This window comes from Shewanella sedimentimangrovi (assembly GCF_017354965.1).
Classification (GTDB): Bacteria; Pseudomonadota; Gammaproteobacteria; order Enterobacterales; family Shewanellaceae; genus Shewanella; species Shewanella cyperi.
The window spans coordinates 2550488-2573837 of the sequence record NZ_CP071502.1 but is presented as its reverse complement, the minus strand read 5'-3'; the positions used below and the strand labels follow the sequence as shown (position 1 = coordinate 2573837).

Here is a 23350-nt window from a genome sequence, read left to right as displayed (position 1 = left end):
TAGTGCAGATCAATAACCTGCAGCTGAAACAGCTTATCGAGGCCTGTCTGTTTGTTCAAAGCAAGCCCATGACGGTCAAGGCGCTGCGCGAGACAGTGTTGGCGCCCTTTGCCGTGTCCCGGGAACGGGTCAGTGCAGCTATCGCCGAGCTGACAATCGATTATCAGGAGCGCGGGGTCAATCTGGTGCGGGTGGCGGGCGGTTATCGCTTCCAGACCCAAGAGACCCTGAGCCCATACCTGCAAACCCTGTGGCAGGAAAAAGCGCCCAAATATTCACGGGCCACCCTGGAAACCCTGGCGGTGATTGCCTACCGTCAACCTGTGACCCGGGGGGATATTGAGCAAGTCAGGGGCGTGGCCTTAAGCAGCCACACCCTGAAAATATTGACTGACCGGAAATGGGTCAGAGTGGTGGGGCATAAGGAAGTACCGGGGAGACCGGCGCTGTATGCCACTACTTCAGAATTTTTAGCGTATTTTGGCTTGGACAGTCTGGCAGCTTTGCCTGCATTGGCCGATACCGAGTCATTGGAGGCACTCTTTGGTCAGAGGACCGAAGTGCCATCAGAGTCAGAAGAGTTAACTCATGAGTGAAAAATTGCAGAAAGTCTTGGCCCGTGCAGGCCATGGCTCCCGTCGTGAGATGGAGGCATGGATTGCTGCAGGCCGAGTGAGTATTGACGGTGAAATTGCCAATCTGGGTGACAGAATAGAGGCCGACGCCAAGGTGCGTATCGACGGCCGTGCCGTGTCACTCAAGTCTGCCGATGACATTATCTGTCGGGTGCTGGCTTACCATAAGCCGGAAGGTGAGATCTGTTCCCGTAAAGACCCCGAAGGGCGTCCAACCGTGTTCGATCGCCTGCCGAAGGTGCGTGATGCCCGCTGGGTGGCCGTGGGCCGCCTGGACATCAACACCTCGGGGCTGTTGCTGTTCACCTCCGACGGTGAGCTGGCCAACCGCCTGATGCACCCCTCCAACGAGGTGGAGCGCGAATACGCGGTGCGTACCTTTGGTGAAGTGTCCGATGCCACCATCCAAAAACTGCGTACCGGCGTAATGCTGGAAGACGGTCCGGCCCAGTTTGACTATATCAAGGCCGCCGGTGGTGAAGGCATCAACCAGTGGTGGCACGTGGGTCTGAAAGAAGGCCGTAACCGCGAAGTGCGCCGCCTGTGGGAATCCCAGGAAGTGCAGGTCAGCCGCCTTATTCGGGTGCGTTACGGTATGGTGGAACTGCCCAAATCTTTGCCCCGCGGCGGTTGGATTGAACTGCCGCTGGAGCAGGTCAACTACTTGCGCCAACTGGCCGGTCTCGAGCCCGAGACCCGCTCCATGCTGGGTACCGACAAGCACAGTGTGGCCCGCGCCCAGGTGCGCAGCGCCAAGATCCGCCGTGCGGTACGCAAGCACAAGGTGACAGGTGCCTCCGGCAGACCCAAGCCAACTCGCACCCGCAGCTAACTGCTTCTTCCCTCAGTTAAACGTCACTGTCAAAGGGCCGCGAATGCGGCCTTTTGTGTTATATAAAGCCTTATACCGTTTCAGAAACAAACTGTTATCACAGTGGGGCCGCGATGAAGATTCTGTCAGTGCAAAAGATTTGGGATAAGGCGGAGCACAACGCCTTTACCGATCTGGTCCGTTTTCGTGGTCAGCTCTATTGCGTGCTGCGAGAAGGCGATACCCATGTGTCCCAGGACGGGGCGCTGCGGCTACTGTGCTCCGTCGATGAAGGGCTGAGTTGGCACAGTGTCGCCCGACTGGCCATTGAGGGGGGCGATCTGCGGGATGGCAAGTTGCTGGTGGCAGGAGACAGGCTATACATCTTCAGCGCGGTATTTCGGAGTGAACAGCCACGTCGCTCTTTATTCTGGTCTTCTGCCGATGCTATCCAATGGGGCGAGGCGGAATTGCTGGCAGATGACGGCTACTGGCTGTGGCGGGTAAGCCGTGGTGCGGATGGTTATTATGGCGTCGGTTACAGACCCGGCCCGGATGGGGATGTGCGATTGTACCGGGCACCGCTTGAGGAGGGAGAGCCCCTGAGAGCCCAGGATTTCTCCGTTTGGGTCGAGTGCCTGTCGAACCAGGGTTACGTCAGCGAGTCATCCATGCTGTTTGAAGATAATGCGGCCCTGTGCCTGCTCAGGCGGGATCCCGTGTGGGATGAGCGGAATCTCGGGCTGCTCGGCAAATCCACTGTGCCTTACCAAGAGTGGCAATGGCTGGAGCTGGATTGTCGCATCGGTGGTCCGGTTGCTTTTCGCTGGCGGGGGCAATTGATGGCGGTCGTGCGGCTATATGATGACAAGGTGCGCACGGCGCTGGTGGAGATCTGCGAGACCACGGGTCATGTGTGCGAATTGCTGAGTCTGCCTTCCGGCGGCGATACCAGCTATGCTGGTGTGATATTGGAGCAGGATACTTTGCTGGTGACCTACTACTCCACCCATGAAGGCAAAACGGCGGTGTATTTCGCCAGACTGAAATTGGAATAGCGTTCAGCTAAATCAATAGCTCATATAAAGCTTATATAAATAGCGCCCAATAAAAACGGCAGCCTTAGGCTGCCGTTACTTTTTCCAGGTGTATCAGTTCTGGGTTAACAGATAATCCAGGGCGGCGCAGATGGCTGACACCTGAGCGGCATTGCACTCCTCGGCCGTGGCCTTGGGGCTGTCCGGGTACACTTCCGTGGTGGTGGTCAGCTTGGCACCTGTGATGCTCGCACACAAACCCAGCTTGTGCAGCGGGTAGTTTATCACCCCGTGCTGCACCACTTCCGAGCCGATGATCTTGCCATCGCTATCCGGTGGCGCTATATGGGTGACTTTTTCTACCGCGGCAATCACGAAGCGCTGGAATTCCGGCTGTGGATTTTCCGTGTCTCCCACCAGGTAAAAACCGTCGGGAATGCCATCGGGTTCATAGTCCTTGCCGTCACGGGCGGCCAGCGCCGGACGGAACTCGGTTTCGTCACTGTCAGTGGTTTCGTGCAGATCAATGTGCAGACCGAATTGGACGCCCTGGTCGGCTACCAGCGCCATCAGCGCGGCGGATTCTTCCGCTGGGCTGTTCTCTACAAAAGAGCGGTTGGGATCCACGGCCTTGGGATTCCAACGATGGATCATTTCGTAGGCCCAGGGGCTGACGCAGGGGGCTACCAATAGGTTGACCTTGCCCTGATAGTCCTTGGCCCTGTGCTCGAGGAAGTCCAGGGCGCCCTGAACACCACTGGTTTCATAACCGTGAACCCCACCTGTCACCAGGGCACAGGGCAGGCCGGGCTGCCAGTTATTTTTGGCGGCCCACAGTGGAAATTTTGCGGCATCCAGACTGAGAGCACCGTATTGTTGCCAGTTAAACTGCGCCTTGAGGGCATCAATGCGGCTCAGTACTTCCCCGGCATAGCTGCGCTTAACGTCGCGGCTGTTGAACCAGGCTAACTTTTCGGCATCGCCCCATGGGGTGCCCGGGGTACCTATGGGATAGCTCATAGTCTGTCCTCTGTTATTTGTGTCCATCTGGGGTATTGGTCCATCACTGGGCGTTGAAGGCCTTGCCGTTTTCCTGTTCGCTGTCATCGCTCATCAGGTAGAGGTAGGTTGGCATCAGATCTTCTGCCGTCTTCAGTGTCATAGGATCTTCAGCCGGATAGGCATTGGCGCGCATCTTGGTGCGGGTGGCGCCGGGGTTGATACTGTTGACCCTGACGCTGGTGCCTTCACATTCATGGGCCAGTACCTGCATCATGCCCTCGGTAGCAAACTTGGACAGGGCATAGGGGCCCCAGTAGGCGCGACCCTGGCGGCCAACGCCGCTGGAGGTAAAGAGGATGGAAGCCTTGGGGGCTTTGCGCAGCACCTTGAGCAGCGCCTTGGTCATGATGGCCGGGGCGGTCAGGTTAACCTTCATGACCTCGTCCAGTGACGATTGGGACATGTGCTCCCAGGGACCCAATACACCCAGAAGGCTGGCATTGTGCAGCACGCCATCAAGATGACCGAATTGTTCTTCAATGGTCTCAGCCATGTCGATGTAGTTCTGCTCTGTGGCGCCCTTGAGATCCAAAGGAATGATTGCAGGTGTCGGATAACCGGCGGCCTCTATGGCATCGTACACTGCCTCAAGCTTCCTGACGGTTTTTCCCAACAGGATAACAGTGGCACCGTGGGCGGCGTAGGTCATGGCGGCGACCTTGCCAATGCCATCTCCGGCACCGGTGACCAGTATTGTTTTGCCCTTCAGGGCATCTTTAGCAGCTTGATATTCCAACATGGATAGTTACTTCCTCATGGCACAACAGCCCGCCGTGACTGGCGGTCAATAGAGCTTAAACGGTTGTTTGAAACAAATGACTGATTATTGGCCCGGAGAGGCTCAATTCTTTGTGACAAATTTGTAGCTAACTCACTATTTTTACGTTAACTTGAGACGAGTTACGGGCTGGGAAAAGCCCGGATTGGTCTGCAATTTTGCTATTGTGACCAATTTCTTGGGGAAAACAAAATTATTAAAACAAGATTTGGGGAAAAAAGATGAAAAGACTCATTTTGGGTGTTGCTATCGCATCTGCTTTGGGGCTCACAGGATGTGGTGAAGACAGTGTCAACGAGCTTAAGGACAAGACCGAAGCCTTGATCCCTGAGTCCCATCTGGTATATGACCCTGGTAACGCCCTCTTGCCTCTGCCAAACGATTTGCTGTTCAGCGGCACCCTAGACGGCACCTTAAATATTCCTTCTTCGGCCACAGAACCCGGCGAAAACATAGAGCCGGGAGTACATCCGGACAGCGGTAATTACACCAATCCCCGTGTTGCCATGGGCTCATTGGATGGTTGGTCAACCACCATGCCCATCAGCATAGATGTTGCCCTGGCCAAAGACCATCAAGGTGAAAGCCTGAGTCTGATGGCCGCCTCCGTCGCCCAACCCGGCGCGGTCAGACTGTTCGAGGCCACCACGGGCGGCGCCCTGTCTTCCGATCCCGAGTGTAAAGCAGCCGCTTCAGTCTCCGCCTGTAAAATAGGTGACGAGCTGCAATTTGGCGTCGATTTCATTTCCATGGCGTCCGGCAGCAAGATAGTGATAGTGCCACTGAAGCCGCTCAAGGCCGGCCAGTCCTATATTTATGCCACCACAGATAAAATCATGGATTCCGAGTCCCGTCCGGTGAAGGCCTCGACGACCTACGCCACGGTTAAGATGGACATAAACACACTGCCGCTGGAAACCCCGGAGCAATTGTTGGTGCAGGGCCTGGTGAACAGCTATGAAAAGGCCCTGGAGTCCAAGGGTGTGGACAGTGCCGGCATCACCTTGTCAGGTCTGTTTACTACCCAATCGGTTAATCCCGTCTATGAAACCACCAAGTTGCTGATGGCCAGCCCTGCTCCCGAGCATGCGCCCTATAAACCGTCTTTAGTAATGCAGCCCACCTTTACCGGCATGACGGTAGCGCAGGCGGCAGGATTGACGCCTGCAGCTGGACCTGCTTTCTATGCGGCCGATATGGCCGACCTCTATATAGCCAAAATCAAGCTGCCCATATACGGTGATTGCTCCTCTGCTGCCTGTTTGACCGAAGACGGTGAGGCTGCCATCAATGGTCGGTGGGCTGCCTATGGTGACAGTCCGGTATCCGTGTTGCTGGCATTGCAAAATGGAACCTTGAGCCAGCAGAACTATGGCATCCAGGCCGTTGCCCAGGGGATTGAAGATCCTGCAGCAGCGCTGGCCAACCCTTCTTTGCTGGCGGGTAAGCACTTTAACCTGGACGATGACACTCCGGCAGACAAGACCCGCCACCTGACCAAGTTCAACCCCATACCCCAGATCAAAGGGTATGAGACTGTGACCGCTTATATCACTCTGCCCAACGAGGCCAAGACAGGTAAGGTTAAGCCAGCCACAGGTTGGCCCACCAACATAGCCATGCATGGTCTGGGCGGCGCCAAGGAAACCGTGTTTACCTACGCCGGCACCTACGCCGCGGCAGGGGTGGCAAGTATAGCGATTGATATGCCGCTGCACGGCGAACGTTCCTTCGACGCCAACAAAGACGGTGTTTATGAAGTCTCTGCAACCGATCCAAGGTTTGGTGCCGCCATCGGCAAGGCTGCTGAATATGCCAACGGTAATCCGCTGGTATTCGTGAACATTGCAAGCTCCCTGAGCGTGCAGGGTAACTTCCGTCAGGGGGTTATGGACCAACTGGCGCTGCGTTTGGTTTTGACGGGTTACGCCCAGGCTCTGGCTCAGGCCAATGCTCCACAGGTGTTTGATGTCAGCAAGATTAGTGCCCAGGGCCTGAGTCTGGGGGGCATTATTGGCACCGACTTTGCCACTTATGCCTCTACCGGTTTGTTTGACCCGGCCACTGGCACATCGCTCGGCAACCCCTATGCACTGGATGCAGTATCACTGGTGGCTCCAAGCGGTGGCTTGGCGGGCAGCTTTGTGGGCTCAGCCACCTTTGGTCCTTTGCTGTTTGACAATATCATGACCAATGAAACCTTCCTGGCCGCTGTTGCTAAAGCCAATACCGCTGGCTATGAACCAGGCAGCCCTGAGTACGCGGCCCTGGTGCAGGCGGTATATGCCGAATTCATACCGACATTTGCCTTTGCTATCCAGACTGCGGTGGACAGCATAGATCCTGTTAACCATGCTGCCACACTGAAGGCCACGCAATTGCCGGTGCATTTGATTGAGGTCGTGGGTGATGGTAACGGTAACCTGTCGGATCAAACTCTCCCTAATACTGTGGAAGGTTTCCCAACCTCAGGCACCGAACCTCTGATCGCCAGCCTGGGACTGGAATGCCGAGATAGCACCTTAGCTGGTTCGGGCGCGGTGCGTTTTGCCAAGGGACATCACAGTTCCATCATCAGTGCCAGTGAAACCGATGCCACAGATGGCAGGGCTGCTGAAGCTACGGTAGAGATGCAAAGGCAAGTGGCAGGCTTTGCTGCTACCGCTGCTGCCGGTCAAGCGACCATAATGGTGAATGATGCAACCCTGCTGGCGCCTTGTAGCTAACAGGCTTGTCTGAATTGAAAAACCGGCCTTTAGGGCCGGTTTTTTATTGGTTTTCGTTGCGACCTTGTTAGAATAGGCGCCACTTTTCCCGGGGCCAGAGGCCGCCGGCAGACAGATTGGAGTAGAGTTTGGAATTTCTATACGAATACGGATTGTTTCTTGCCAAGGCGGTAACCCTGGTGGCGGCCTTAGGCGCGGTGCTGGTGCTGATCATGTTGACCACAACCCGGCACAGACCCGAGCGCGGTGAACTCAGACTGACCCACATGTCTGAGGAACTGGATGCGCTTAAGCATCATCTCAAGGAGGAATTGCTGGATAAGGCAGCCTTCAAGGCCTATGAAAAAGCGCAAAAGGCCGAAGCCAAGGCCCGGGAAAAGGGCGATGTGCCGCCCAAACCGCGCACCTTTGTGGTCAATTTCCACGGCAGCCTGGATGCCCATGAGGTGGCCTCCCTGCGGGAGGAGATCACCGCGATATTGACCGTGGCTGAGAAAGAGGACGAAGTGCTGCTGATGGTGGAAAGCGGCGGAGGCATGGTGCACGGCTATGGACTGGCTTCCAGCCAGTTGGACAGGTTGCGTCAGGCCGGTATCCCCCTGAGCGTCTGTATTGACAAGGTAGCCGCCAGCGGTGGTTACATGATGGCCTGTGTTGCCGAGCGCATCTACGCGGCACCTTTTGCCATTGTCGGCTCCATTGGGGTGGTGGCCCAGTTGCCCAACTTCAATCGTTTGCTGAAAAAGCATGACATAGATTACGAGCAGCACACTGCAGGTGACTTCAAACGTACTTTGACCCTGTTCGGTGAAAACACCGAGGAAGGGCGGCAGAAATTCCGTCAGGAATTGGAAGAAACCCACGAGTTGTTCAAGGCCTTTGTTGGCAAGTACCGTCCCGAATTGGATTTGACCAAGGTGGCCACCGGCGAACATTGGTATGGACAGCAGGCGCTGGCGCTGGGCTTGGTTGACGAGATTGCCACCAGTGATGATCTCATCCTGAAAAAATCGACCGAACGCACTCTTATCAAGGTGCAATACCAGATGCGCAAGAAGTTGACCGATAAGATAGCCCACAGCGCTTCAACCACTGTCAGTGCCTTGATTAATCGCCTGGTGGAAAAAGATCGGGGTCTGTGAGTGTGAGTCAAATCTGAAAGGGCCCGCAATAGCGGGCCTTTTTTATGCCCTTTTTGTCAAAAAAAGGGGCATAAAAATCCCGGCCGGGCTCATGGATGAACACCGACCGGGGAGAGGGTAAAGGTTATTTGATGCTGATTTGTCTTGCCTCAGGGGCCTTGTGGGCCAGTTTGGGCACTGTCAGCTTCAGTACCCCATCACTGAATTGGGCGACAATATCGTGTTCGCCTATATTGGGTCCCAGATTAAACTGACGGCTGAAATGGCCGCTGTAACGCTCCTTGCGGATGACCTTGTCCTGTTCCGTGGTTTTTTCACTCTGGGTTTGGGCTTCAATGCTCAATACACCGTTGTAAACCTGCACCCGGACATCTTCTTTTTTCACACCGGGGAGATCGGCGATTATCTCCAGGGCGTCCCCCTTGTCGGTAATATCGACCCGGGGGCTGAGCATATTGCCCTTATCTTCCAGGCTTGCAGGGGTAAAAAATTGATCAAAGAACCGTTCTATGCTCGGCCATTGATGTTGGGAAGGCAGGCTCATATGGGGCTCCTTTTGTTCGAGGTTGCACAAATTTGACCCGTCGCCAAGCCGACGACATATAGTATAGGCCGCTATGCAACCGCCATTGGGGATATGTCAGGCGGTTTTGACCGGCGTCAAAACCGGGGTGAATTTTGGGCAGGCAAACAAAATTGGGCGCGTTTTAAGCATGGCTGAGCCCGGGGTGGGAGCGTAAAAAATAGCGCCGGCATTGCCGGCGCTATCTTGAGGTGGTCTTCGCGGAACTTATCGTTTGTAGCTGATGTGCTGATGGAAGCGCACAATCAGATCGTCACGCTCACCGTCCAGTTCTATGGCGCGGGCAAAGTGCTTCAGTGTGTCTTCCACCTGATTCATAAAGCGTCCGAAGCCACTGTCGCTATGATCTTCCTTACCGGCCACTATCATAAAGTGCGCCGACTCCACCAGATTGTCTGCCTGCCAATGGGCCACAAATTGCGGCTCACTGGCGTTGGGGTCAAAGCCGAGGTACTGCACGCCCTTATTGGTTTCCAGCTGCTCAAACTTGCTGTTGCGCACCAAGGGAATAAGGCCGTTGGCCACCATGGCACTGCGACTGAAGGCACCCGTGGTGACGGCACTGTGGAACCTGTCCTGCAACTGCTGATACAGGGCACTGTAATCGCCGTGGGTCATCTCAGCCCCCAAGAGTTTTTGCTTCAGACGTCGCCCCAGTGGCAGGGTGACGGTCACGTAACTCAGGGCGCTGACATCGTCGGGCAACTGACACTGACGGGCCTTGTAACGCTGGGGCAGACCGCGCAGCTTATAGCCATAGGTTTTTTTATTGCCTTTGGCACGGGCAAAAAGGTCATAGGTCAGGTGTTGATGATCGCGGATCTTGATGGGTTGCTCCAGCGCCAGCTTCGGCTGCAGTTCTTCCATCAGCCTTACCACCTGGGCGTGGAAACTGGCGGAGTTGGCGCGTATGTCTTCGCCAACGGCCAGGAACAGGAAGCGGATTTTGCGGGCCCGGTAATCGGGACGGGCAAACAGGTTCTGAGCTTCATGGTACTTGGGATTGTAAAAAAACAGCACCTGATGTTCGGTTTCCAGGCTGTAGGCCTCGGTATGAAAACGCACCAGCGGCAGCTTGTCGTTGGCAATGACATGCACATTGCGCAGGCCATGCTGATCGGCGGCTTCAAACACCTGGCGGGAAAGATCCCGGTAACAGCTCATCAGATCGGGATACTGGCTCAGCAGGGCGTCCGTGACTTTGATTTCTGCCGTGATGTACTGATTGGTGCGTGCATCCAGTGGCAAATAGACTTTTTGCTGATGGGTAACAGACATAGACACTCCTTGGTTTATTCACCCTGTCAGGGGTTGGCGCTATCCTAACGTGGATATGCTGCACTAATGTTGCATTGGCTCTAATAAATTAGCAATTGAATGACAAAAATGTGACCGACTTCGCCACCGATCATCACCGGTGTGGGGCCATCATTGGCCCCGGGTGGCGGGCACCACACTGCCGCTGGCCGTTGACGGTGTCAGCCAGGGCCGCATAAAGTCGCTGATTTGTTCCTGTGCGGCCTCGTTTGGGTGCAGACCGTCGGCCTGCATCAACTCGGGATGCGGCGCTATCTTGGTCATAAAGAAGGGCACCAGGGGCACATCCTGCTCTTTGGCCAGGGTTTGGAATACCTGATTGAATGCCTTGGCATAACGGGGACCATAATTGGGCGGCACCATGACATCTGACAGCAATACCTTGGCACCACTGGCCTTTGCCAGAGCGATGATTTTTGTAAGATTATTTTTCAGTTGTGCAATGGGGAAACCGCGCAGGCCATCGTTGGCCCCCAGTTCCACAAACACCAGGTCAGGCTTGTCAGAGTCAAGCAGGGCGGGCAATCGCCGCAATCCGCCGGCACTGGTTTCGCCGCTGACGGCCGCATTGACTATCTTGTGTTCGGGCATTTTGGCCCGCAGCAGGTTGACCCAGCCTATGTCTTCATTCATGCCATAGCTTGCACTCAGGCTGTCACCGAGGATTAATATGGTATCGGCTCGCAGGGGCATCACCCAACAGGTCAACAACAAGAGTATGCCCCGCAGTAACCTGGGCACAGAGAAGGACAAGATGTCAGATTTCAGCGTAATCAAAGTGGAAAACCTCAGTAAACAGGTCTCAACCCAGGAGGGGGCGCTTTCTATCCTGAGTGGCATCAATTTGGATGTCAAGCCGGGGCAAAGCCTGGCAATAGTGGGCCCCTCAGGCTCCGGCAAGTCGACCCTGCTGGGGTTATTGGCGGCCCTGGATACCCCAAGCTCAGGTGAAATTTGGCTCGATGGGGAAGCCCTGTCGGTGTTGGATGAAGAACAGCGCGCCAGCCTGCGTAAGGAAAAGGTCAGCTTTATTTTTCAAACCTTTATGTTGGTTGATACCCTTACGGCGCTGGAAAACGTCATGTTGCCGGCGGAACTGGCTGGGCGCGCCGACGCCAGGGAGCGGGCCATGGGCCTGTTGCAGCGGGTGGGATTGGGTCACAGGCTGAATCACTTGCCCAAGCAGTTGTCCGGCGGTGAGCAGCAGCGGGTGGCCATAGCCCGGGCCTTTATCAGCGAACCCAAGGTGCTGTTTGCCGACGAGCCCACCGGCAATCTGGATGCCGCCAATGCCCATAAGATTGCCGACATGCTGTTTGCCATGAACCGTGAGAGCCATACAACCCTGGTGTTGGTGACCCACGATCTGACCCTGGCGCAGCGCTGTCAGCGGCAACTGCTGATGCAGGCCGGTGAACTGTCCGAGGCCGCAACAGCGGCTACAACCCCAAGGACACAGGAGACCGGCACATGGGATTGACGCTGGCACTGAGATTACTGCGCCGGGAACTGCGTCAGGGGCAATTGCTGCTGATTGTACTGGCCATCGCCCTGGCGGTCCTGGCCGTGACCGGCTTGGCCCGGGTCAGCGAGCGCCTGCAGCTGGCCATCAATGGTCAGGCGAGCCGTTTTATTGCTGCCGATCGCATCATTGAATCCCCTCATCCCCTGGAGCAAGCCACCCTGGCGCTTGCCGATAACTTGGGCTTGCGCAGGGTAAACAGCCTGCAATTCAACTCCATGGTGTATGCCGGCGAGGCGTTCCAACTGGTGACGGTGCGGGCCGTGGCCGACGGCTATCCGCTCAAGGGGCATATTGCCATGATTGACGGGCCGGCAGATGGATTACCCGCAGCCGGCAGTCTCTGGTACGAAAGTCGATTGGGGGGCCTGCTCGGTTATCCGCAAAGCATTGAGCTGGGTGAGCGCAACTTCAAGATGGCCGGGGAAATCGCGCAGCTGCCCGATGCCGGTTTCAATCCCTTTGCCTCGGCGCCTGTGGTGCTGATGCGCCTGGAGGATGTGGCCGCCACCGGCGTCATAGGTCCCGGCAGTCGCATGACCTACAGATACCAGTTTGCCGGAGATACCGCGGCATTGGCAGACTTTGAAACCCAGGTCAAAGCCGAGCTCAGCAGCAGTCAGCGCTGGATAGACCCCACCTCGGGAGACTCCCCTGTGGCCCAGGCAGTGGTCAGGGCGGAGCGCTTTTTACTGCTGGCGAGTTTGCTCGGCATAGCGCTCGCCTGTGCCGCCATCGGCATTGCCGCCCAGCGTTATTGCCAGCGTCACTACGATGTGGTGGCCATGCTCAAGACCTTCGGTGCCAGTGCGGTGCAAATTCGCACCATCTTCGGCCTGCATCTGTTGCTGGTCACCCTGACCGGAGTGTGTTTGGGGTTGCTGGGGGGCCTGGCGTTGGATGCGGCCGTGAGCGCCTTTTTACCCCCCGCCATCACGGCCTACGACGCCCCTTTACTCAGACCATTGCTGCTTGGTTGCACCACAGGCCTTATCAGCGCCCTGATGTTTTCGGCTTACCCCATGCTCAGGTTGCTGCGTATTCCACCGCTGCGGGTGCTCAATGGCCAGTTGGAAGGCCTGACGCCGGGAATGTGGCTGCATCTGCTGCTGAGTCTGAGCGCCATGACGGCCCTCGGCTGGATTTATTCCCGCTCATGGGCCCTGACCCTGTCCGTGGTCGCCGGCGTGTTATTGCTGGCCTTGCTCTTGGTGGTGCTGGGACTGACCATGATCCGTCTTGGCCATGGCCTGGGAATGCGGACCACCAATCCGATGCAATTGGCGCTGGCGGGCCTCAGACGCCGTGCCAGGCAAAATGCCTTGCAACTGGTGGGTTTTTCCACGGCGCTGGTGTTGCTGCTGACCATTTTGGCGCTGCGCCAGGACTTGTTGCAGGAATGGCGCCAGCAGTTGCCCGAAGGGGCGCCCAATTATTTCCTGGTCAATATCGCGCCCGAGGATGAAGTGCCGCTGAAAGCCTTCTTCGCTGAACGGGGGATAGAGGCCACTGCCATCTATCCCGTGGTGCGCGGACGTCTGGCGGCCATTAACGGTGAGCCCCTGGTGAGCCGGGAGCAGGCAGAGGCCGAGGGCGGCAGGGTAGGGATAGGACGTGAGCTCAATCTCACCTGGCAGGAGCGTATTCCGGCCAACAATGAACTGTTGTCCGGGGAGTTTACCCAGGACGCCGACACTGTCTCGGTGGAATCCGGCGTCGCGGAGCGGCTCGGAATAGGGCTCGGGGACAAGCTGGAGTTCGTGATAGACAACAGACCCGTCAGCGTCAGGGTCACCAGTGTGCGTCAGGTGCATTGGGAAACCCTGCAGCCGAATTTCTTTATGATTTTCCCGCCAGAAGCACTGCAGGGCTTTGCCTACACCTCCATGGCAAGTTTTCATCTGCCGGCGGAGCGCCGTGAGCTGATCCTTTCCCTTATCAAGGGCTTCCCAACCATTTCGGTGATAGACGTGGACGCCATGGTGGGCCAGCTCAGGGACATAGTGGCCCAGGTGTCCATGGCCCTGTCACTGGTGCTGGCTTTGGTGCTCTGTGCCAGCGCCCTGGTGCTGTTCGCCCAAACCGAGGCGGGTATGGTGCTCAGACAACGAGAGTTGGCTGTGCTCAGAACCTTCGGCGCTCCCGGGCGCTTGTTGCGCCTGGCGACCGCCATGGAATTTGCCCTTCTGGGGGCCATTGCCGGGCTGTTGGCCGTGTTGGTGTCTGAGTTTTCCCTGTACCTGCTCAAGACCCAGGTATTCGAGCTCAAAGCCTTTTTGCATCCGCAGTGGTGGCCACTGGCCTGTGGCGGCGGAGCCATATTGGTGGCGAGCCTGGGCTATTGGCGTTGCCGGCAATTGCTGCAGCGCACCGCAGCCAGTCTGCTGAGGGCCGATTGAGCCCCTTGGTGATTGCGACTGTCAGGAAAGCAGTTATCAGTCGGGGAAGATGGCTTCCAAAGCCTGATCAATTTGGGGGAACAGGAAGCGAAAGCCGGCTTCCTCTGCCCGCTGTGGCAGCACATATTGCCCTTCGGTGACCATGGTGCTGGCTTCCCCGAGCAAGAGTTTCAATGCCAACTCAGGTACCGGCAGCAGGGCGGGCCGGTGCAGTGCCTTTCCCAGGGCGCCGGCAAAGTCACGGTTGCTGACGGGATTTGGGGCGCAGGCATTGTAAATGCCGCGACAACCGGGATTACCCAGTAAAAAGTGGATCAGACGGATCATGTCATCCATGTGGATCCAGCTGATCCCCTGATTGCCGCTGCCGATGGGACCACCCAAACCCAAGCGGAAAGGTGGCAGCATTTTGGCCAGGGCGCCGCCGCCCTGGGCCAATACCACGCCGGTGCGGACGACGCACACCCGGGTTTGGGGCGAGGCGGCTTCCAGGGCCAGTTGTTCCCAGGTGGCACAGATTTCATGGGCAAAGTCGTCCACCGGCAGGCTGGCTTCGGTGACTACCTGATTGCCCTGATTGCCGTAGAAGCCGACGGCAGAGCCGCTGATAAATACCGCGGGGGGATTGTCGCTCTGCTGAATGAGACCTGTGAGTGTGCTGGTGATATCCCAACGGCTGTGCTTGAGCAGGTGCTTTTGGGCGTCACTCCAACGTCGGCCCACTATGGGTTCACCGGCGAGGTTGATCACCGCATCGACGTCATTGAAATTTTCCAACCGGTTAAGGTCCGTCAGGTATTGGATGCCTTCACCGAGAATGTCCCTTGCCCGGCCCACATCGCGGGTTAAAACCCGCAACTCATGCTCGGCCAGGGTGGCCACCAATTGCCGCCCGATAAAACCCGTGGCACCGGTGATGAAGATCTTCATGGATTTGTCTCCTTTGCCCCTCTTGTATCAAGCATATACCCTGGCGGACACGCTGTTGGCCTCAGATGAATTTATTCGCCGCGGGTGTACCTGAGTTCCATGGATACCGAGTCAGCGAAACGCAGGGCATGGGGTTTGTCCACTTCGACACTGGCCGATTCAACCCAATCATGCTCGCAGGCAATGTCGAGCACCTTACGGGTCAGGTGTTCCAACAGTGAAAAGCGGTTATTCTCCACCAAGGCGATGATTTTTTTGGTAATGGTGCGATAATTGAGCGCGTCATCCATTTGGTCGCTTTGCATGGCACGGCTGGCCTGGTAATCGATGCGGACGTTGATAATCACATCCTGTTTGTTGTTAATCTCGTCTTCCTTGATGCCTATGTGGGTACGCAGGCGCAGGTTCTTGATCCTGATGGTGGCTGTATCTGATGTCATCTTTGTCAGCTGCAATCTATGTATGGTGGGGCACAAGAGTAGCAATTCAGGCCCCGGGAAAAAAAGGAATTTCTGGAATGTTTCCAATCGACCGACCTTCAATGGCCTTCAAGGGCTTTGCCATCATGGCGTTTTTAATAGTGATCCTCGCCGGGATCAAGGCGGCGAGCCCCATAGTGGTGCCCTTTGTGTTGTCGGTGTTTATTGCGGTGATCTGTAATCCCGTCATCGTTTACCTGATGCGCTTTCGGGTACCCAAGTGGCTGGCGGTAATGATGCTGATGCTGGTGATAGTGTTGGCGGGCTTGTGGCTGGCGACCCTGGTGGGCAGCTCGGTAAACGAGTTTTCCAAGCAATTGCCCCATTACCGGGGGCAACTGGTGCAGCAGTTTGCCTGGGTGCTGGAGAAGTTGCAGGCTTTGAATGTGCAGATTTCCAAGGATCAGGTGCTGGCCTATTTTGACCCCGGCATGGCCCTGTCCATGACCACCAACATGCTCTCCGGCGTGGGCAATGTGATGGCCAATTTGTTCCTGATTATCCTGACCATAGTTTTTATGCTGTTCGAGGCCCAGCAGTTGCCGAAGAAGTTGCACCTGGCGCTGGACGATCCGGATATGCGCCTCAAGCAAATCGACCGTTTCCTGCAGTCGGTCAATGAATACATGGTGATAAAGACCCTGGTCAGCCTGGCCACAGGTGCCGTGGTGGGTATAGGCCTGTCGCTTATCGGCGTGGATTACGCCCTGCTGTGGGGGGTTATCGCGTTCCTGTTCAACTACATTCCCAATATAGGCTCGATTATTGCCGCCATTCCGGCTATCCTCCTCGCCTTTATTCAGCTGGGCCCCGGCGCGGCCGGCGGTACGGCGCTGCTGTACCTGGGTACCAACATGGTGATGGGCAATGTCATTGAACCCAGATTCATGGGGCGTGGCCTGGGCCTGTCGACCCTGGTGGTGTTCCTGTCATTGATCTTCTGGGGCTGGCTGCTGGGCTCGGTCGGCATGTTGTTATCCGTGCCCCTGACGATGATCGTCAAGATTGCGCTGGAGTCCAGTTCCAGCGGTAACTGGCTGGCGATTTTGCTGGCAGATCAGGTTGATGACAAGCATGTAGCGCCCAAGGTTGAGGCCCCATCGAAAGAGCAGTAACAGCATGGATTTATTCGTTGAATTTTTGCAGCAGGTCGAGTTCCCCGCAGACAGTGGCCGTATGTTCCATGGCCGCGGTGGCCTGTATCCCGGTGTCGAACACCTGTGTCTGGACTGGTATGAGCCGGTATTGCTGCTGACCAGCTTCAGCGAACTGGGTGAAACCGAGCTTGCCCTTTATCAGCGGGCCATCAGCGAATTCTGGCTCCGTCATGGCAGGTCAGGAGAGCCTAATCTGGTCTATCAGCTGCGTGCCGGTGTCGACAGCCAAACCCTTATCCTCAGCGGCGCCGTGCCCGAGCCCCATATTATCACTGAGCAGGGGCTTAAATTTCAGGTGCACCTGCTCAGGGGCCAGAACCATGGACTCTTCCTCGATATGCGCGCCGGTCGTCAGTGGGTGAGGGAACAGGCAGCGGGCAAAAATGTGCTTAATCTCTTTGCCTATACCTGTGGTTTTTCGGTGGCGGCGCTCGCCGGTGGTGCCGATAGCGTGGTGAATATGGACATGGCCAAAGGGGCGCTTGCCATAGGCAAACAGAACCATTTGCTCAACGGTTTCGCCGCTGGGGCGCGTTTTCTTGGCCATGATATTTTCAAGTCCTGGGGCAAGCTCAGCAAATTGGGGCCTTATGATCTCATCATTGCCGATCCGCCGAGCAACCAGAAGGGCAGCTTTATTGCCACCAAGGATTATGTGCGCCTGCTCAGGCGTTTGCCCGAGTTGCTGACGCCGGGCGGCGACTTGTTGCTGTGTCTCAACGCGCCGGAATTGGGGTGTGATTTTCTGGCACCCCAGGTGCAGGAAGCCGCGCCTCAACTGGTGTTTATTGAGCGCCTCGCCAATCCTGCCATCTATGCCGACATGGACGAGCAGAAATCCCTCAAGGTGTTAAGGTACCGCTTACCCGCAGGACAATAAGCCAAGGCTGGCGGCGGGCGGCCACCACTCTTGATTTGCTGGCCCAATGCGTGCGCCGGGCCATCAAGTTCAGGTGAGTGAAGAAAGGGTCAGTTGCCGAGTCGCTCCGGCATGGTGGACTGGCCATGGGTTTCCAGCCAGCTGGCTATCCGAGAGGTATCGCCATCCAAGGTGGCCATTTCGGCAAACAACCTGTCCTGCACATCCAGGGGGATGTGCATGTGTTCCATAAACAGGCGGATCCCTAAAGTATCCCCATGGAGCATGAGGTTGGCGAGCCTGCCGGCTTCATATTCAATCAGCGCATTCATAATACAGTCTCCTGCTGTTGATGCTTTAACAAATAGCACCAGCCAAACCGGCCCCCTATAACATTTTCTTGTAACCAGCAAGCGCTAATACTTTTGACTGCTAACGAGCCGGTTAAAGGCGAATTTTGAGTTGTCAGCGTGAAAGGCTTTCAGTTTTATGGAGCTGAAATCGGCTGATTTCGGCATTTAAACTTTCAGCGCAAAACATTTCTGAAAGTTTTCTGTAATTCTTCTTTGTAATTGTAGGGGGCGTGCTGATATACTCCGCAACCATGAAATCCCGTTCTCACCGAATGGATTTCTCCAGGATACGATGTCTGCAAAGAATAGACCGACCTGTGTACCCGACCTCAACCAATCCGGAGCCAGTTATGGATATGCATGATTACGAAAGCGCCTACTACCAGGTACAGGATGAAGTGATTGCTTCTCTGCCTGTGGAACATGACGAAGAAGCGTTTTTGGATTAACGGATTGTGCTGTCCAAGGACAGCTGGACCATAAAAAAGCGCCCCGGTCGGGGCGCTTTTTTTTACCTAGGTTTTGCGGCACTGCAAAACGCTCCGGCAGCGTTTAGCCGTTAACAATCCGTTTTTCTTTCATGACTTCAACAATGATCCATTGATTGCCGCGCTTGTGCAGTCTAAGGGTTCTGTCGTCTATCCAGGGCTCTCCGGCCTTGACGCCCTTGAGCTTGACTATCACAGTAACGTCCTTGGTGAATTTGCGAAAAAAGTCGATGTCAATTTCATCAATTTCCATCTCCACATCCGTCATCGACAGATTCAACATATGACGTTGAACCGAGGCGGCGATGTAATAGTGCCGCAACACTTCCTTGAGTGGTGCATCCACAAACTGGGTGGCTTTTTCCACGTCCCGGTCCACATAGATGGCACGGAAAAAGCCCAGTGAAACCTGCTCGGGGGTCAGATTGGTAGCAGAGTCGTCCTGTTGGCGGCATCCGCTTAACAAGAGTAAAGCAATCAGAATGATACGTAACATTGGCGCCATGGGGTCTGATCTTTTGGAATGGGATCCAGTATCCCGATTTTTCGCCCCAGGGACAAGCATTGCCATAACTGCCTGCTTAAGTCTTGCTCTGGTGGGGATATCGTGTCATATATAAAAAGATAACCCGGCATGGTTATCCACAGAATCTGTGGAAAACTGTGTTGAAGACTCGGGGTGAATTAGTTAAGCTGCTGAATTAAGTGGATTATTGTTGCTGTTCAAAAAGTGACGCTATCTGCACCATCTGCTGCTGCGTTTCTGAAATGAGATCCCGGAAGCATAAAAAAGCACTGCCAAGGCAGTGCTTTTTTCGTTGTCACCCTAAAACCACCTCCTATGGAGGTGGTGATCGTTCTGGTGGGGCTTTGCCCGGAGAATGCCCATGCTAAATACTCCCTCGGTTTGTTACCAGCAAATCAAGGAGTAAGTAGCATGAGCAGATATGAATCCGCGTCTCACGTATTCTATCGTTGTCAGTATCACCTCATTTGGACACCCAAGTACAGGTACAAAATCCTGAAAGGTAATCTCGGCAGAGAGCTTTATCGAAGTATCTATGTTTACTGCAACATGAAGAAATGCAGAGTCGTGGAACTAAATGTTCAGGAAGATCATGTCCATCTAGTAGTCAGAACCCCACCCAGTCTAAGCGTGTCGGATTTAATGGGTTTTGTTAAAGGGAGAACCGCGATCAGGATGTTTGCCAAATTTCCTTATTTAAGAAAGCACAAGCTCTGGGGGAATCACTTCTGGCAACGGGGTTATTTTGTGGACTCAGTAGGAGCAAACGAAGACATAATCCGTAGATATGTACGGCACCAGGAAAAGACAGCCAAAGAAGAAGAGAAACGGCAAATAGCGTTAGGGTTGGAAGGTTAGTTTTTAAGCCCCCTTTTAGGGGGCTGTGTCAAAGCCACCTGCTATGCAGGTGGATTTTTACTTTCGGTCCGCAAACCCGCGTGAGCTTAATCTTCTGCTGTGCCCTGGTTTTGGGTGGCCTGAATGGCGGTCAGGGCTATGGTGTAGACTATATCGTCCACCAGAGCGCCCCGGGACAGGTCATTCACCGGCTTGCGCATGCCCTGCAGCATGGGGCCGATACTGATGAGATCGGCGCTGCGCTGTACCGCCTTGTAGGTGGTGTTGCCGGTGTTCAGATCCGGGAACACAAACACGGTTGCCTTACCGGCCACCGGACTGTCGGGGGCCTTGGAGCGGGCCACGTTCGGCATGACCGCCGCGTCGTATTGCAGCGGGCCGTCGATGACCAGGTCGGGCCGTTTCTGTTTGGCGATACGGGTCGCTTCACGCACCTTGTCCACGTCCGAACCCGTGCCCGAGTCACCTGTGGAGTAACTTATCATCGCCACCCTGGGCTCAATGCCAAAGGCCTTGGCCGATTCTGCCGATTGGATGGCGATGTCCGCCAGCTGCTCGGCATCGGGATCCGGGTTAATAGCGCAGTCGCCGTAGACCAGCACCTGATCCGGCATTAGCATAAAGAAGATGGAAGACACCAGGCTGGAACCGGGGGCAGTTTTAATCAGCTGCAGCGGCGGCCTGATGGTATTGGCCGTGGTATGCACGGCGCCCGAGACTATGCCGTCGACTTCGTCTTCGGCCAGCATCATGGTACCGAGCACCATATTGTCTTCCAGTTGTTCACGGGCAACCACTTCGGTCAGGCCCTTGTGGCGCCTCAGATCCAGCATGGGTTCCACATAGCGCTCACGCACTTCATCGGGATCCACTATCACCACATCTTCACCCAGCACCACCTCCTGCTGGGCGGCAATGCGCTGGATTTCCTCCGGCTTGCCGAGCAGAACGCAGCGAGCAATACCGCGCTCGGCGCAGATGGCGGCGGCCTTGATGGTGCGGGGCTCATCACCTTCGGGCAGCACCACGGATTTCTTGGCGGCCCGGGCCAGCTCGGTGAGCTTGTAGCGGAATGCCGGCGGCGACAGCCTGTGTTCCCGCGGTGAGTGTTCGGTGACGCTCTCAATCCAGCTTTGATCTATGTGACCGGCCACGTACTCCTGCACCAGTTCGATGCGCACCGCATCGTCCACCGGCACTTCGTGGTCGAAGCGCTGGATATTGAGCGAGGTCTGCCAGGTATTGGTGTCCACCAAAAACACCGGCAGGCCGGTTTCGAATGCCTGTTCACAAAGTTTCAGCACTTCGGGCTCGGGCGTATAGGAGCCGGTCAGCAGCAGGGCGCCAATCTTGACCCCGTTCATGGCCGCAAGACAGGCGGACACAATCACGTCCGATCTGTCCCCCGAGGTCACCAGCAGGGAGTCGGCACGGAAGTGTTGCAGCATGTTGGGGATAGAGCGGGCGCAGAAGGTCACCTTGCGCAGGCGGCGGCTGTTCATTTCACCGGCGTTGAGGATCCTGGCGCGCAAATGCTTGGCCAGATCCGAAGCCCGTGGTGATACCAGGTCGAGGTTATAGGGCACGCTGCCGAGGATACGCAGTGGGCTCTTGCCCGGCAGTTGGAACATGGCCTTGGTGTCGCTGCGCTGGTTTTCCTGGTGGTCAAACACCTCCGACAGATCAGGGCGGGCGCGACCTTCGTCGTCCACCGGTGCGCCAATCTTGTTGATAATGGCGCCGATAAGGCGTTTGTTCTTGTTACCGCCCCAGGACTTGAAGGCGATTTCCAGACGGTTTTTCAGTCCATTGGCGCTGTCGTTGCCCGGGGTGGCGACAAAGATCACGTCCGCATCCAGGGCCTTGGCGATGGCATAGTTAAGGTCATCGGCGAAGGTGTGGCTGCGGGTTGGCACCAGGCCTTCGATGATCAGGGTTTCGGTATTGCTGGCGCACTCGGCAGCGCGGGCAATGATCTGCTCCATCAGCACATCGGTCTGATCGGTACGGACCAGTGCCTCGGCATGGCTCATCTCAAAGGGTTCCAGCGGATTGACGGTCGGTGATTTGGCCAGAATAGTGGTGGAACGCTCGGGACCGTGATCGTGGGGGCGCAGCTGGCTGATGGGTTTGAAGAATTGCACCTTGACGCCGTGGCGTTCCAGGGCGCGCACCATGCCCAGGCTGAGGGAGGTCAGGCCAACGCCCGTGCCTATGGGAACCAACATGATGTTGCGGGACATAAAGTACCTCTGTCTTTTACTGTACCTGGTGTGTTGCTGTGGCAGTTCTCACCGCCGTGTATTAATTGGGGCCGCCATTGGGCGGCCCGGCTGACTCAGTTGTTGCCCACCAGACGCAGCGAGTCTTCGGCAATCACCCACTCTTCGTTGGTGGGGATAACCATGGCGATGGAGCTGCCATCGGCGGTGATAAGTCCACTGTTTCCGAAGCGCGCTGCCTGGTTGCGCTCGCTATCGACCCTGAAGTTAAAAATTTGCAGCAGGTTCAGCACTTTTTCGCGGATGAGGTCGGAGTTTTCACCAATGCCGCCGGTGAAGATCAGCGCATCCAGACGTCCCAGAGGCACGGTATAGGAGGCGATGTACTTGGCCAGGCGATAGCAGAAAATCTCCAGCGCCAGGGTCGCACCCTTGTGGCCCTTGGCATAACCTTCCTCAATGCCGCGGCAGTCGTTGGTCAGCTCGGAGATGCCGAGCAGGCCGCTTTGCTTATTCAACAGGGAGTTGACCTCATCCAGGGTGTAACCCAGTTGCTGCACCAGATGGAAGATGATGGAGGGATCAAGATCGCCGCAGCGGGTACCCATCACCAGCCCTTCCAGCGGTGTCATGCCCATGGAGGTATCGACGCTTTTGCCGCCCTTGACCGCGGTCACCGAGGCGCCGTTGCCCAGGTGGGCGCAAATCACATTGGTGTCCTCAGGGGCCTTGCCAAGCAACTTGGCAGCCTCGCGGCTGACATACAAATGACTGGTGCCGTGCATGCCGTAGCGGCGAATACCGTGCTCGCGGTACAGCTTGTAGGGCAGGGCATAGATATAGGCCTCGGGCGGCATGCTCTGGTGGAAGGCGGTATCAAATACGGCCACCTGGGGCAGGTTTGGGAAAGACGCCATGGCGGCACGGATGCCGATAAGGTGGGCAGGGTTATGCAACGGCGCCAGGGAGGCGCAGTCTTCAATGCCCTTGATCACCGCCTCATCAATCAATACCGAATCGGTAAAACGCTCGCCGCCGTGGACCACCCTGTGGCCTATGGCCTTGAGCTGGGCCTGCAGTTCCGGCGCCTGGGCCAGAATGTTACGCACGATAAACTCCACCGCCTCACGGTGGGCACTGAAGGCGCCGAGGGCGGCTTCCTGCTTGTTACCCGCCAGTTTCCACTTGATGCGGGCATTTTCCAGGCCAAAGCATTCGGCCAGGCCAGAGAGTTTCTCATCGCCGCTGACCGCGTCCAGAATGGCAAACTTCAGCGAAGAGCTGCCGCAATTGAGTACCAAAACCAGTTTATCGGACATGTAATAACCTTTTGAAGCAATTGAATCTAGTTTGTTCCCGCCTGCGGCGGGGTCTGAATGGCCGGTTCACTGACCGGCCGGGCTGTTACCTTGGCCTCCGGCTGTGCTAAGGTAAAAGCGTATGTCTTATGCAGCAGGTACCCGGGT

Annotated in this window: 21 protein-coding genes; 10 read left to right on the top strand and 11 right to left on the bottom strand. The window is 56.2% G+C overall.

Translation table 11 applies throughout. From position 1 onward, the window contains the following. Positions 1 to 2: 2 nt before the first annotated feature. From scpB to JYB85_RS11170, 3 genes are all read left to right on the top strand, one after another. Complete coding sequence (scpB, locus tag JYB85_RS11180) at positions 3 to 596, top strand: SMC-Scp complex subunit ScpB (RefSeq protein ID WP_207379365.1); 594 nt, start codon at positions 3 to 5, stop codon at positions 594 to 596. Then, a complete protein-coding gene (gene rluB, locus JYB85_RS11175; protein ID WP_207379364.1) occupies positions 589 to 1467 on the top strand; it encodes a 23S rRNA pseudouridine(2605) synthase RluB in 879 nt (292 codons plus the stop codon). The genes scpB and rluB overlap by 8 nt, the downstream gene beginning before the upstream one ends. Positions 1468 to 1580: 113 nt before the next feature. After that, positions 1581 to 2504, top strand: coding sequence for an exo-alpha-sialidase (locus JYB85_RS11170; RefSeq protein ID WP_207379363.1), 924 nt, complete (start codon positions 1581 to 1583; stop codon positions 2502 to 2504). A 93-nt stretch (positions 2505 to 2597) separates the two neighbouring features. Here the strand turns inward: JYB85_RS11170 and JYB85_RS11165 are convergent, their stop codons facing one another. Together JYB85_RS11165 and JYB85_RS11160 are read right to left on the bottom strand one after the other, a co-directional pair. Next, positions 2598 to 3503 (bottom strand): M14 family metallopeptidase, encoded by a 906-nt coding sequence (locus JYB85_RS11165; protein ID WP_207379362.1) that lies wholly within the window; start codon positions 3501 to 3503, stop codon positions 2598 to 2600. 43 nt (positions 3504 to 3546) lie between these two features. After that, positions 3547 to 4284: a YciK family oxidoreductase gene (locus tag JYB85_RS11160; protein ID WP_207379361.1), complete on the bottom strand. Its 738-nt coding sequence runs from the start codon at positions 4282 to 4284 to the stop codon at positions 3547 to 3549. 260 nt (positions 4285 to 4544) lie between these two features. Between JYB85_RS11160 and JYB85_RS11155 the strand changes: the two genes are divergently transcribed. After that, the gene (locus JYB85_RS11155; RefSeq protein WP_207379360.1) at positions 4545 to 7049 is read left to right on the top strand and encodes a VolA/Pla-1 family phospholipase; all 2505 of its coding nucleotides are present in this window, start codon (positions 4545 to 4547) and stop codon (positions 7047 to 7049) included. Between the two features lie 128 nt (positions 7050 to 7177). Continuing rightward, positions 7178 to 8191 (top strand): protease SohB, encoded by a 1014-nt coding sequence (gene sohB / locus JYB85_RS11150; RefSeq protein ID WP_207379359.1) that lies wholly within the window; start codon positions 7178 to 7180, stop codon positions 8189 to 8191. A 124-nt stretch (positions 8192 to 8315) separates the two neighbouring features. On the opposite strand, the gene JYB85_RS11145 is transcribed toward sohB, so the two are convergent. From JYB85_RS11145 to JYB85_RS11135, 3 genes are all read right to left on the bottom strand, one after another. Then, positions 8316 to 8735, bottom strand: a complete 420-nt coding sequence (locus tag JYB85_RS11145; RefSeq protein ID WP_207320099.1) for an Hsp20/alpha crystallin family protein — start codon at positions 8733 to 8735, stop codon at positions 8316 to 8318. A 246-nt stretch (positions 8736 to 8981) separates the two neighbouring features. Next, on the bottom strand, positions 8982 to 10052 hold the full coding sequence (locus JYB85_RS11140; protein ID WP_207379358.1) for a DUF3083 family protein: 1071 nt from the start codon (positions 10050 to 10052) through the stop codon (positions 8982 to 8984). A 150-nt stretch (positions 10053 to 10202) separates the two neighbouring features. Beyond that, positions 10203 to 10784 (bottom strand): arylesterase, encoded by a 582-nt coding sequence (locus tag JYB85_RS11135; protein WP_207382048.1) that lies wholly within the window; start codon positions 10782 to 10784, stop codon positions 10203 to 10205. Positions 10785 to 10845: 61 nt separating this feature from the next. Between JYB85_RS11135 and JYB85_RS11130 the strand changes: the two genes are divergently transcribed. Together JYB85_RS11130 and JYB85_RS11125 are read left to right on the top strand one after the other, a co-directional pair. Then, the gene (locus JYB85_RS11130) at positions 10846 to 11571 is read left to right on the top strand and encodes an ABC transporter ATP-binding protein (RefSeq protein WP_207379357.1); all 726 of its coding nucleotides are present in this window, start codon (positions 10846 to 10848) and stop codon (positions 11569 to 11571) included. Next, positions 11562 to 14012: an ABC transporter permease gene (locus tag JYB85_RS11125; protein WP_207379356.1), complete on the top strand. Its 2451-nt coding sequence runs from the start codon at positions 11562 to 11564 to the stop codon at positions 14010 to 14012. Before JYB85_RS11130 ends, JYB85_RS11125 begins: the two co-directional genes overlap by 10 nt. A gap of 36 nt (positions 14013 to 14048) precedes the next feature. Here the strand turns inward: JYB85_RS11125 and JYB85_RS11120 are convergent, their stop codons facing one another. Together JYB85_RS11120 and folX are read right to left on the bottom strand one after the other, a co-directional pair. Further along, entirely contained in the window at positions 14049 to 14942 is an 894-nt protein-coding gene (locus JYB85_RS11120) for a TIGR01777 family oxidoreductase (protein ID WP_207379355.1), read from the bottom strand. A 71-nt stretch (positions 14943 to 15013) separates the two neighbouring features. Next, positions 15014 to 15382 carry a dihydroneopterin triphosphate 2'-epimerase gene (gene folX / locus JYB85_RS11115; protein WP_207379354.1) on the bottom strand — a complete coding sequence of 123 codons (369 nt, stop codon included), beginning with the start codon at positions 15380 to 15382 and terminating at the stop codon, positions 15014 to 15016. 77 nt (positions 15383 to 15459) lie between these two features. Here folX and JYB85_RS11110 point away from each other — a divergent pair, with 77 nt between their 5' ends. Together JYB85_RS11110 and JYB85_RS11105 are read left to right on the top strand one after the other, a co-directional pair. Beyond that, complete coding sequence (locus JYB85_RS11110) at positions 15460 to 16536, top strand: AI-2E family transporter (RefSeq protein ID WP_207379353.1); 1077 nt, start codon at positions 15460 to 15462, stop codon at positions 16534 to 16536. 4 nt (positions 16537 to 16540) lie between these two features. Beyond that, positions 16541 to 17458 (top strand): class I SAM-dependent methyltransferase, encoded by a 918-nt coding sequence (locus JYB85_RS11105; protein WP_207379352.1) that lies wholly within the window; start codon positions 16541 to 16543, stop codon positions 17456 to 17458. Between the two features lie 89 nt (positions 17459 to 17547). On the opposite strand, the gene JYB85_RS11100 is transcribed toward JYB85_RS11105, so the two are convergent. Together JYB85_RS11100 and JYB85_RS11095 are read right to left on the bottom strand one after the other, a co-directional pair. Next, entirely contained in the window at positions 17548 to 17769 is a 222-nt protein-coding gene (locus JYB85_RS11100) for a hypothetical protein (RefSeq protein ID WP_207320091.1), read from the bottom strand. Positions 17770 to 18342: 573 nt separating this feature from the next. Next, on the bottom strand, positions 18343 to 18774 hold the full coding sequence (locus JYB85_RS11095) for a hypothetical protein (RefSeq protein WP_207382047.1): 432 nt from the start codon (positions 18772 to 18774) through the stop codon (positions 18343 to 18345). Between the two features lie 441 nt (positions 18775 to 19215). Between JYB85_RS11095 and tnpA the strand changes: the two genes are divergently transcribed. Continuing rightward, positions 19216 to 19662 (top strand): IS200/IS605 family transposase, encoded by a 447-nt coding sequence (gene tnpA, locus JYB85_RS11090; RefSeq protein WP_207381945.1) that lies wholly within the window; start codon positions 19216 to 19218, stop codon positions 19660 to 19662. A gap of 86 nt (positions 19663 to 19748) precedes the next feature. Here tnpA and pta read toward each other — a convergent pair whose 3' ends face one another. Beyond that, positions 19749 to 21905, bottom strand: a complete 2157-nt coding sequence (pta, locus tag JYB85_RS11085) for a phosphate acetyltransferase (protein ID WP_207379351.1) — start codon at positions 21903 to 21905, stop codon at positions 19749 to 19751. A gap of 95 nt (positions 21906 to 22000) precedes the next feature. Continuing rightward, positions 22001 to 23203: an acetate kinase gene (gene ackA / locus JYB85_RS11080; protein WP_207379350.1), complete on the bottom strand. Its 1203-nt coding sequence runs from the start codon at positions 23201 to 23203 to the stop codon at positions 22001 to 22003. Positions 23204 to 23350 lie beyond the last annotated feature (147 nt).

What these genes read in the sequence shown, in the direction of transcription:
- ackA (WP_207379350.1), bottom strand. Translation starts at nt 23,203, where the DNA reads ATGTCCGATAAACTGGTTTTGGTACTCAATTGCGGCAGCTCTTCGCTG.
- JYB85_RS11110 (WP_207379353.1), top strand. Translation starts at nt 15,460, where the DNA reads ATGTTTCCAATCGACCGACCTTCAATGGCCTTCAAGGGCTTTGCCATC.
- JYB85_RS11135 (WP_207382048.1), bottom strand. Translation starts at nt 10,784, where the DNA reads ATGCCCCTGCGAGCCGATACCATATTAATCCTCGGTGACAGCCTGAGT.
- JYB85_RS11155 (WP_207379360.1), top strand. Translation starts at nt 4,545, where the DNA reads ATGAAAAGACTCATTTTGGGTGTTGCTATCGCATCTGCTTTGGGGCTC.
- JYB85_RS11170 (WP_207379363.1), top strand. Translation starts at nt 1,581, where the DNA reads ATGAAGATTCTGTCAGTGCAAAAGATTTGGGATAAGGCGGAGCACAAC.
- JYB85_RS11145 (WP_207320099.1), bottom strand. Translation starts at nt 8,735, where the DNA reads ATGAGCCTGCCTTCCCAACATCAATGGCCGAGCATAGAACGGTTCTTT.
- JYB85_RS11140 (WP_207379358.1), bottom strand. Translation starts at nt 10,052, where the DNA reads ATGTCTGTTACCCATCAGCAAAAAGTCTATTTGCCACTGGATGCACGC.
- pta (WP_207379351.1), bottom strand. Translation starts at nt 21,905, where the DNA reads ATGTCCCGCAACATCATGTTGGTTCCCATAGGCACGGGCGTTGGCCTG.
- JYB85_RS11100 (WP_207320091.1), bottom strand. Translation starts at nt 17,769, where the DNA reads ATGAATGCGCTGATTGAATATGAAGCCGGCAGGCTCGCCAACCTCATG.
- folX (WP_207379354.1), bottom strand. Translation starts at nt 15,382, where the DNA reads ATGACATCAGATACAGCCACCATCAGGATCAAGAACCTGCGCCTGCGT.
- JYB85_RS11095 (WP_207382047.1), bottom strand. Translation starts at nt 18,774, where the DNA reads ATGTTACGTATCATTCTGATTGCTTTACTCTTGTTAAGCGGATGCCGC.
- JYB85_RS11160 (WP_207379361.1), bottom strand. Translation starts at nt 4,284, where the DNA reads ATGTTGGAATATCAAGCTGCTAAAGATGCCCTGAAGGGCAAAACAATA.
- JYB85_RS11105 (WP_207379352.1), top strand. Translation starts at nt 16,541, where the DNA reads ATGGATTTATTCGTTGAATTTTTGCAGCAGGTCGAGTTCCCCGCAGAC.
- rluB (WP_207379364.1), top strand. Translation starts at nt 589, where the DNA reads ATGAGTGAAAAATTGCAGAAAGTCTTGGCCCGTGCAGGCCATGGCTCC.
- JYB85_RS11120 (WP_207379355.1), bottom strand. Translation starts at nt 14,942, where the DNA reads ATGAAGATCTTCATCACCGGTGCCACGGGTTTTATCGGGCGGCAATTG.
- JYB85_RS11125 (WP_207379356.1), top strand. Translation starts at nt 11,562, where the DNA reads ATGGGATTGACGCTGGCACTGAGATTACTGCGCCGGGAACTGCGTCAG.
- JYB85_RS11165 (WP_207379362.1), bottom strand. Translation starts at nt 3,503, where the DNA reads ATGAGCTATCCCATAGGTACCCCGGGCACCCCATGGGGCGATGCCGAA.
- JYB85_RS11130 (WP_207379357.1), top strand. Translation starts at nt 10,846, where the DNA reads ATGTCAGATTTCAGCGTAATCAAAGTGGAAAACCTCAGTAAACAGGTC.
- tnpA (WP_207381945.1), top strand. Translation starts at nt 19,216, where the DNA reads ATGAGCAGATATGAATCCGCGTCTCACGTATTCTATCGTTGTCAGTAT.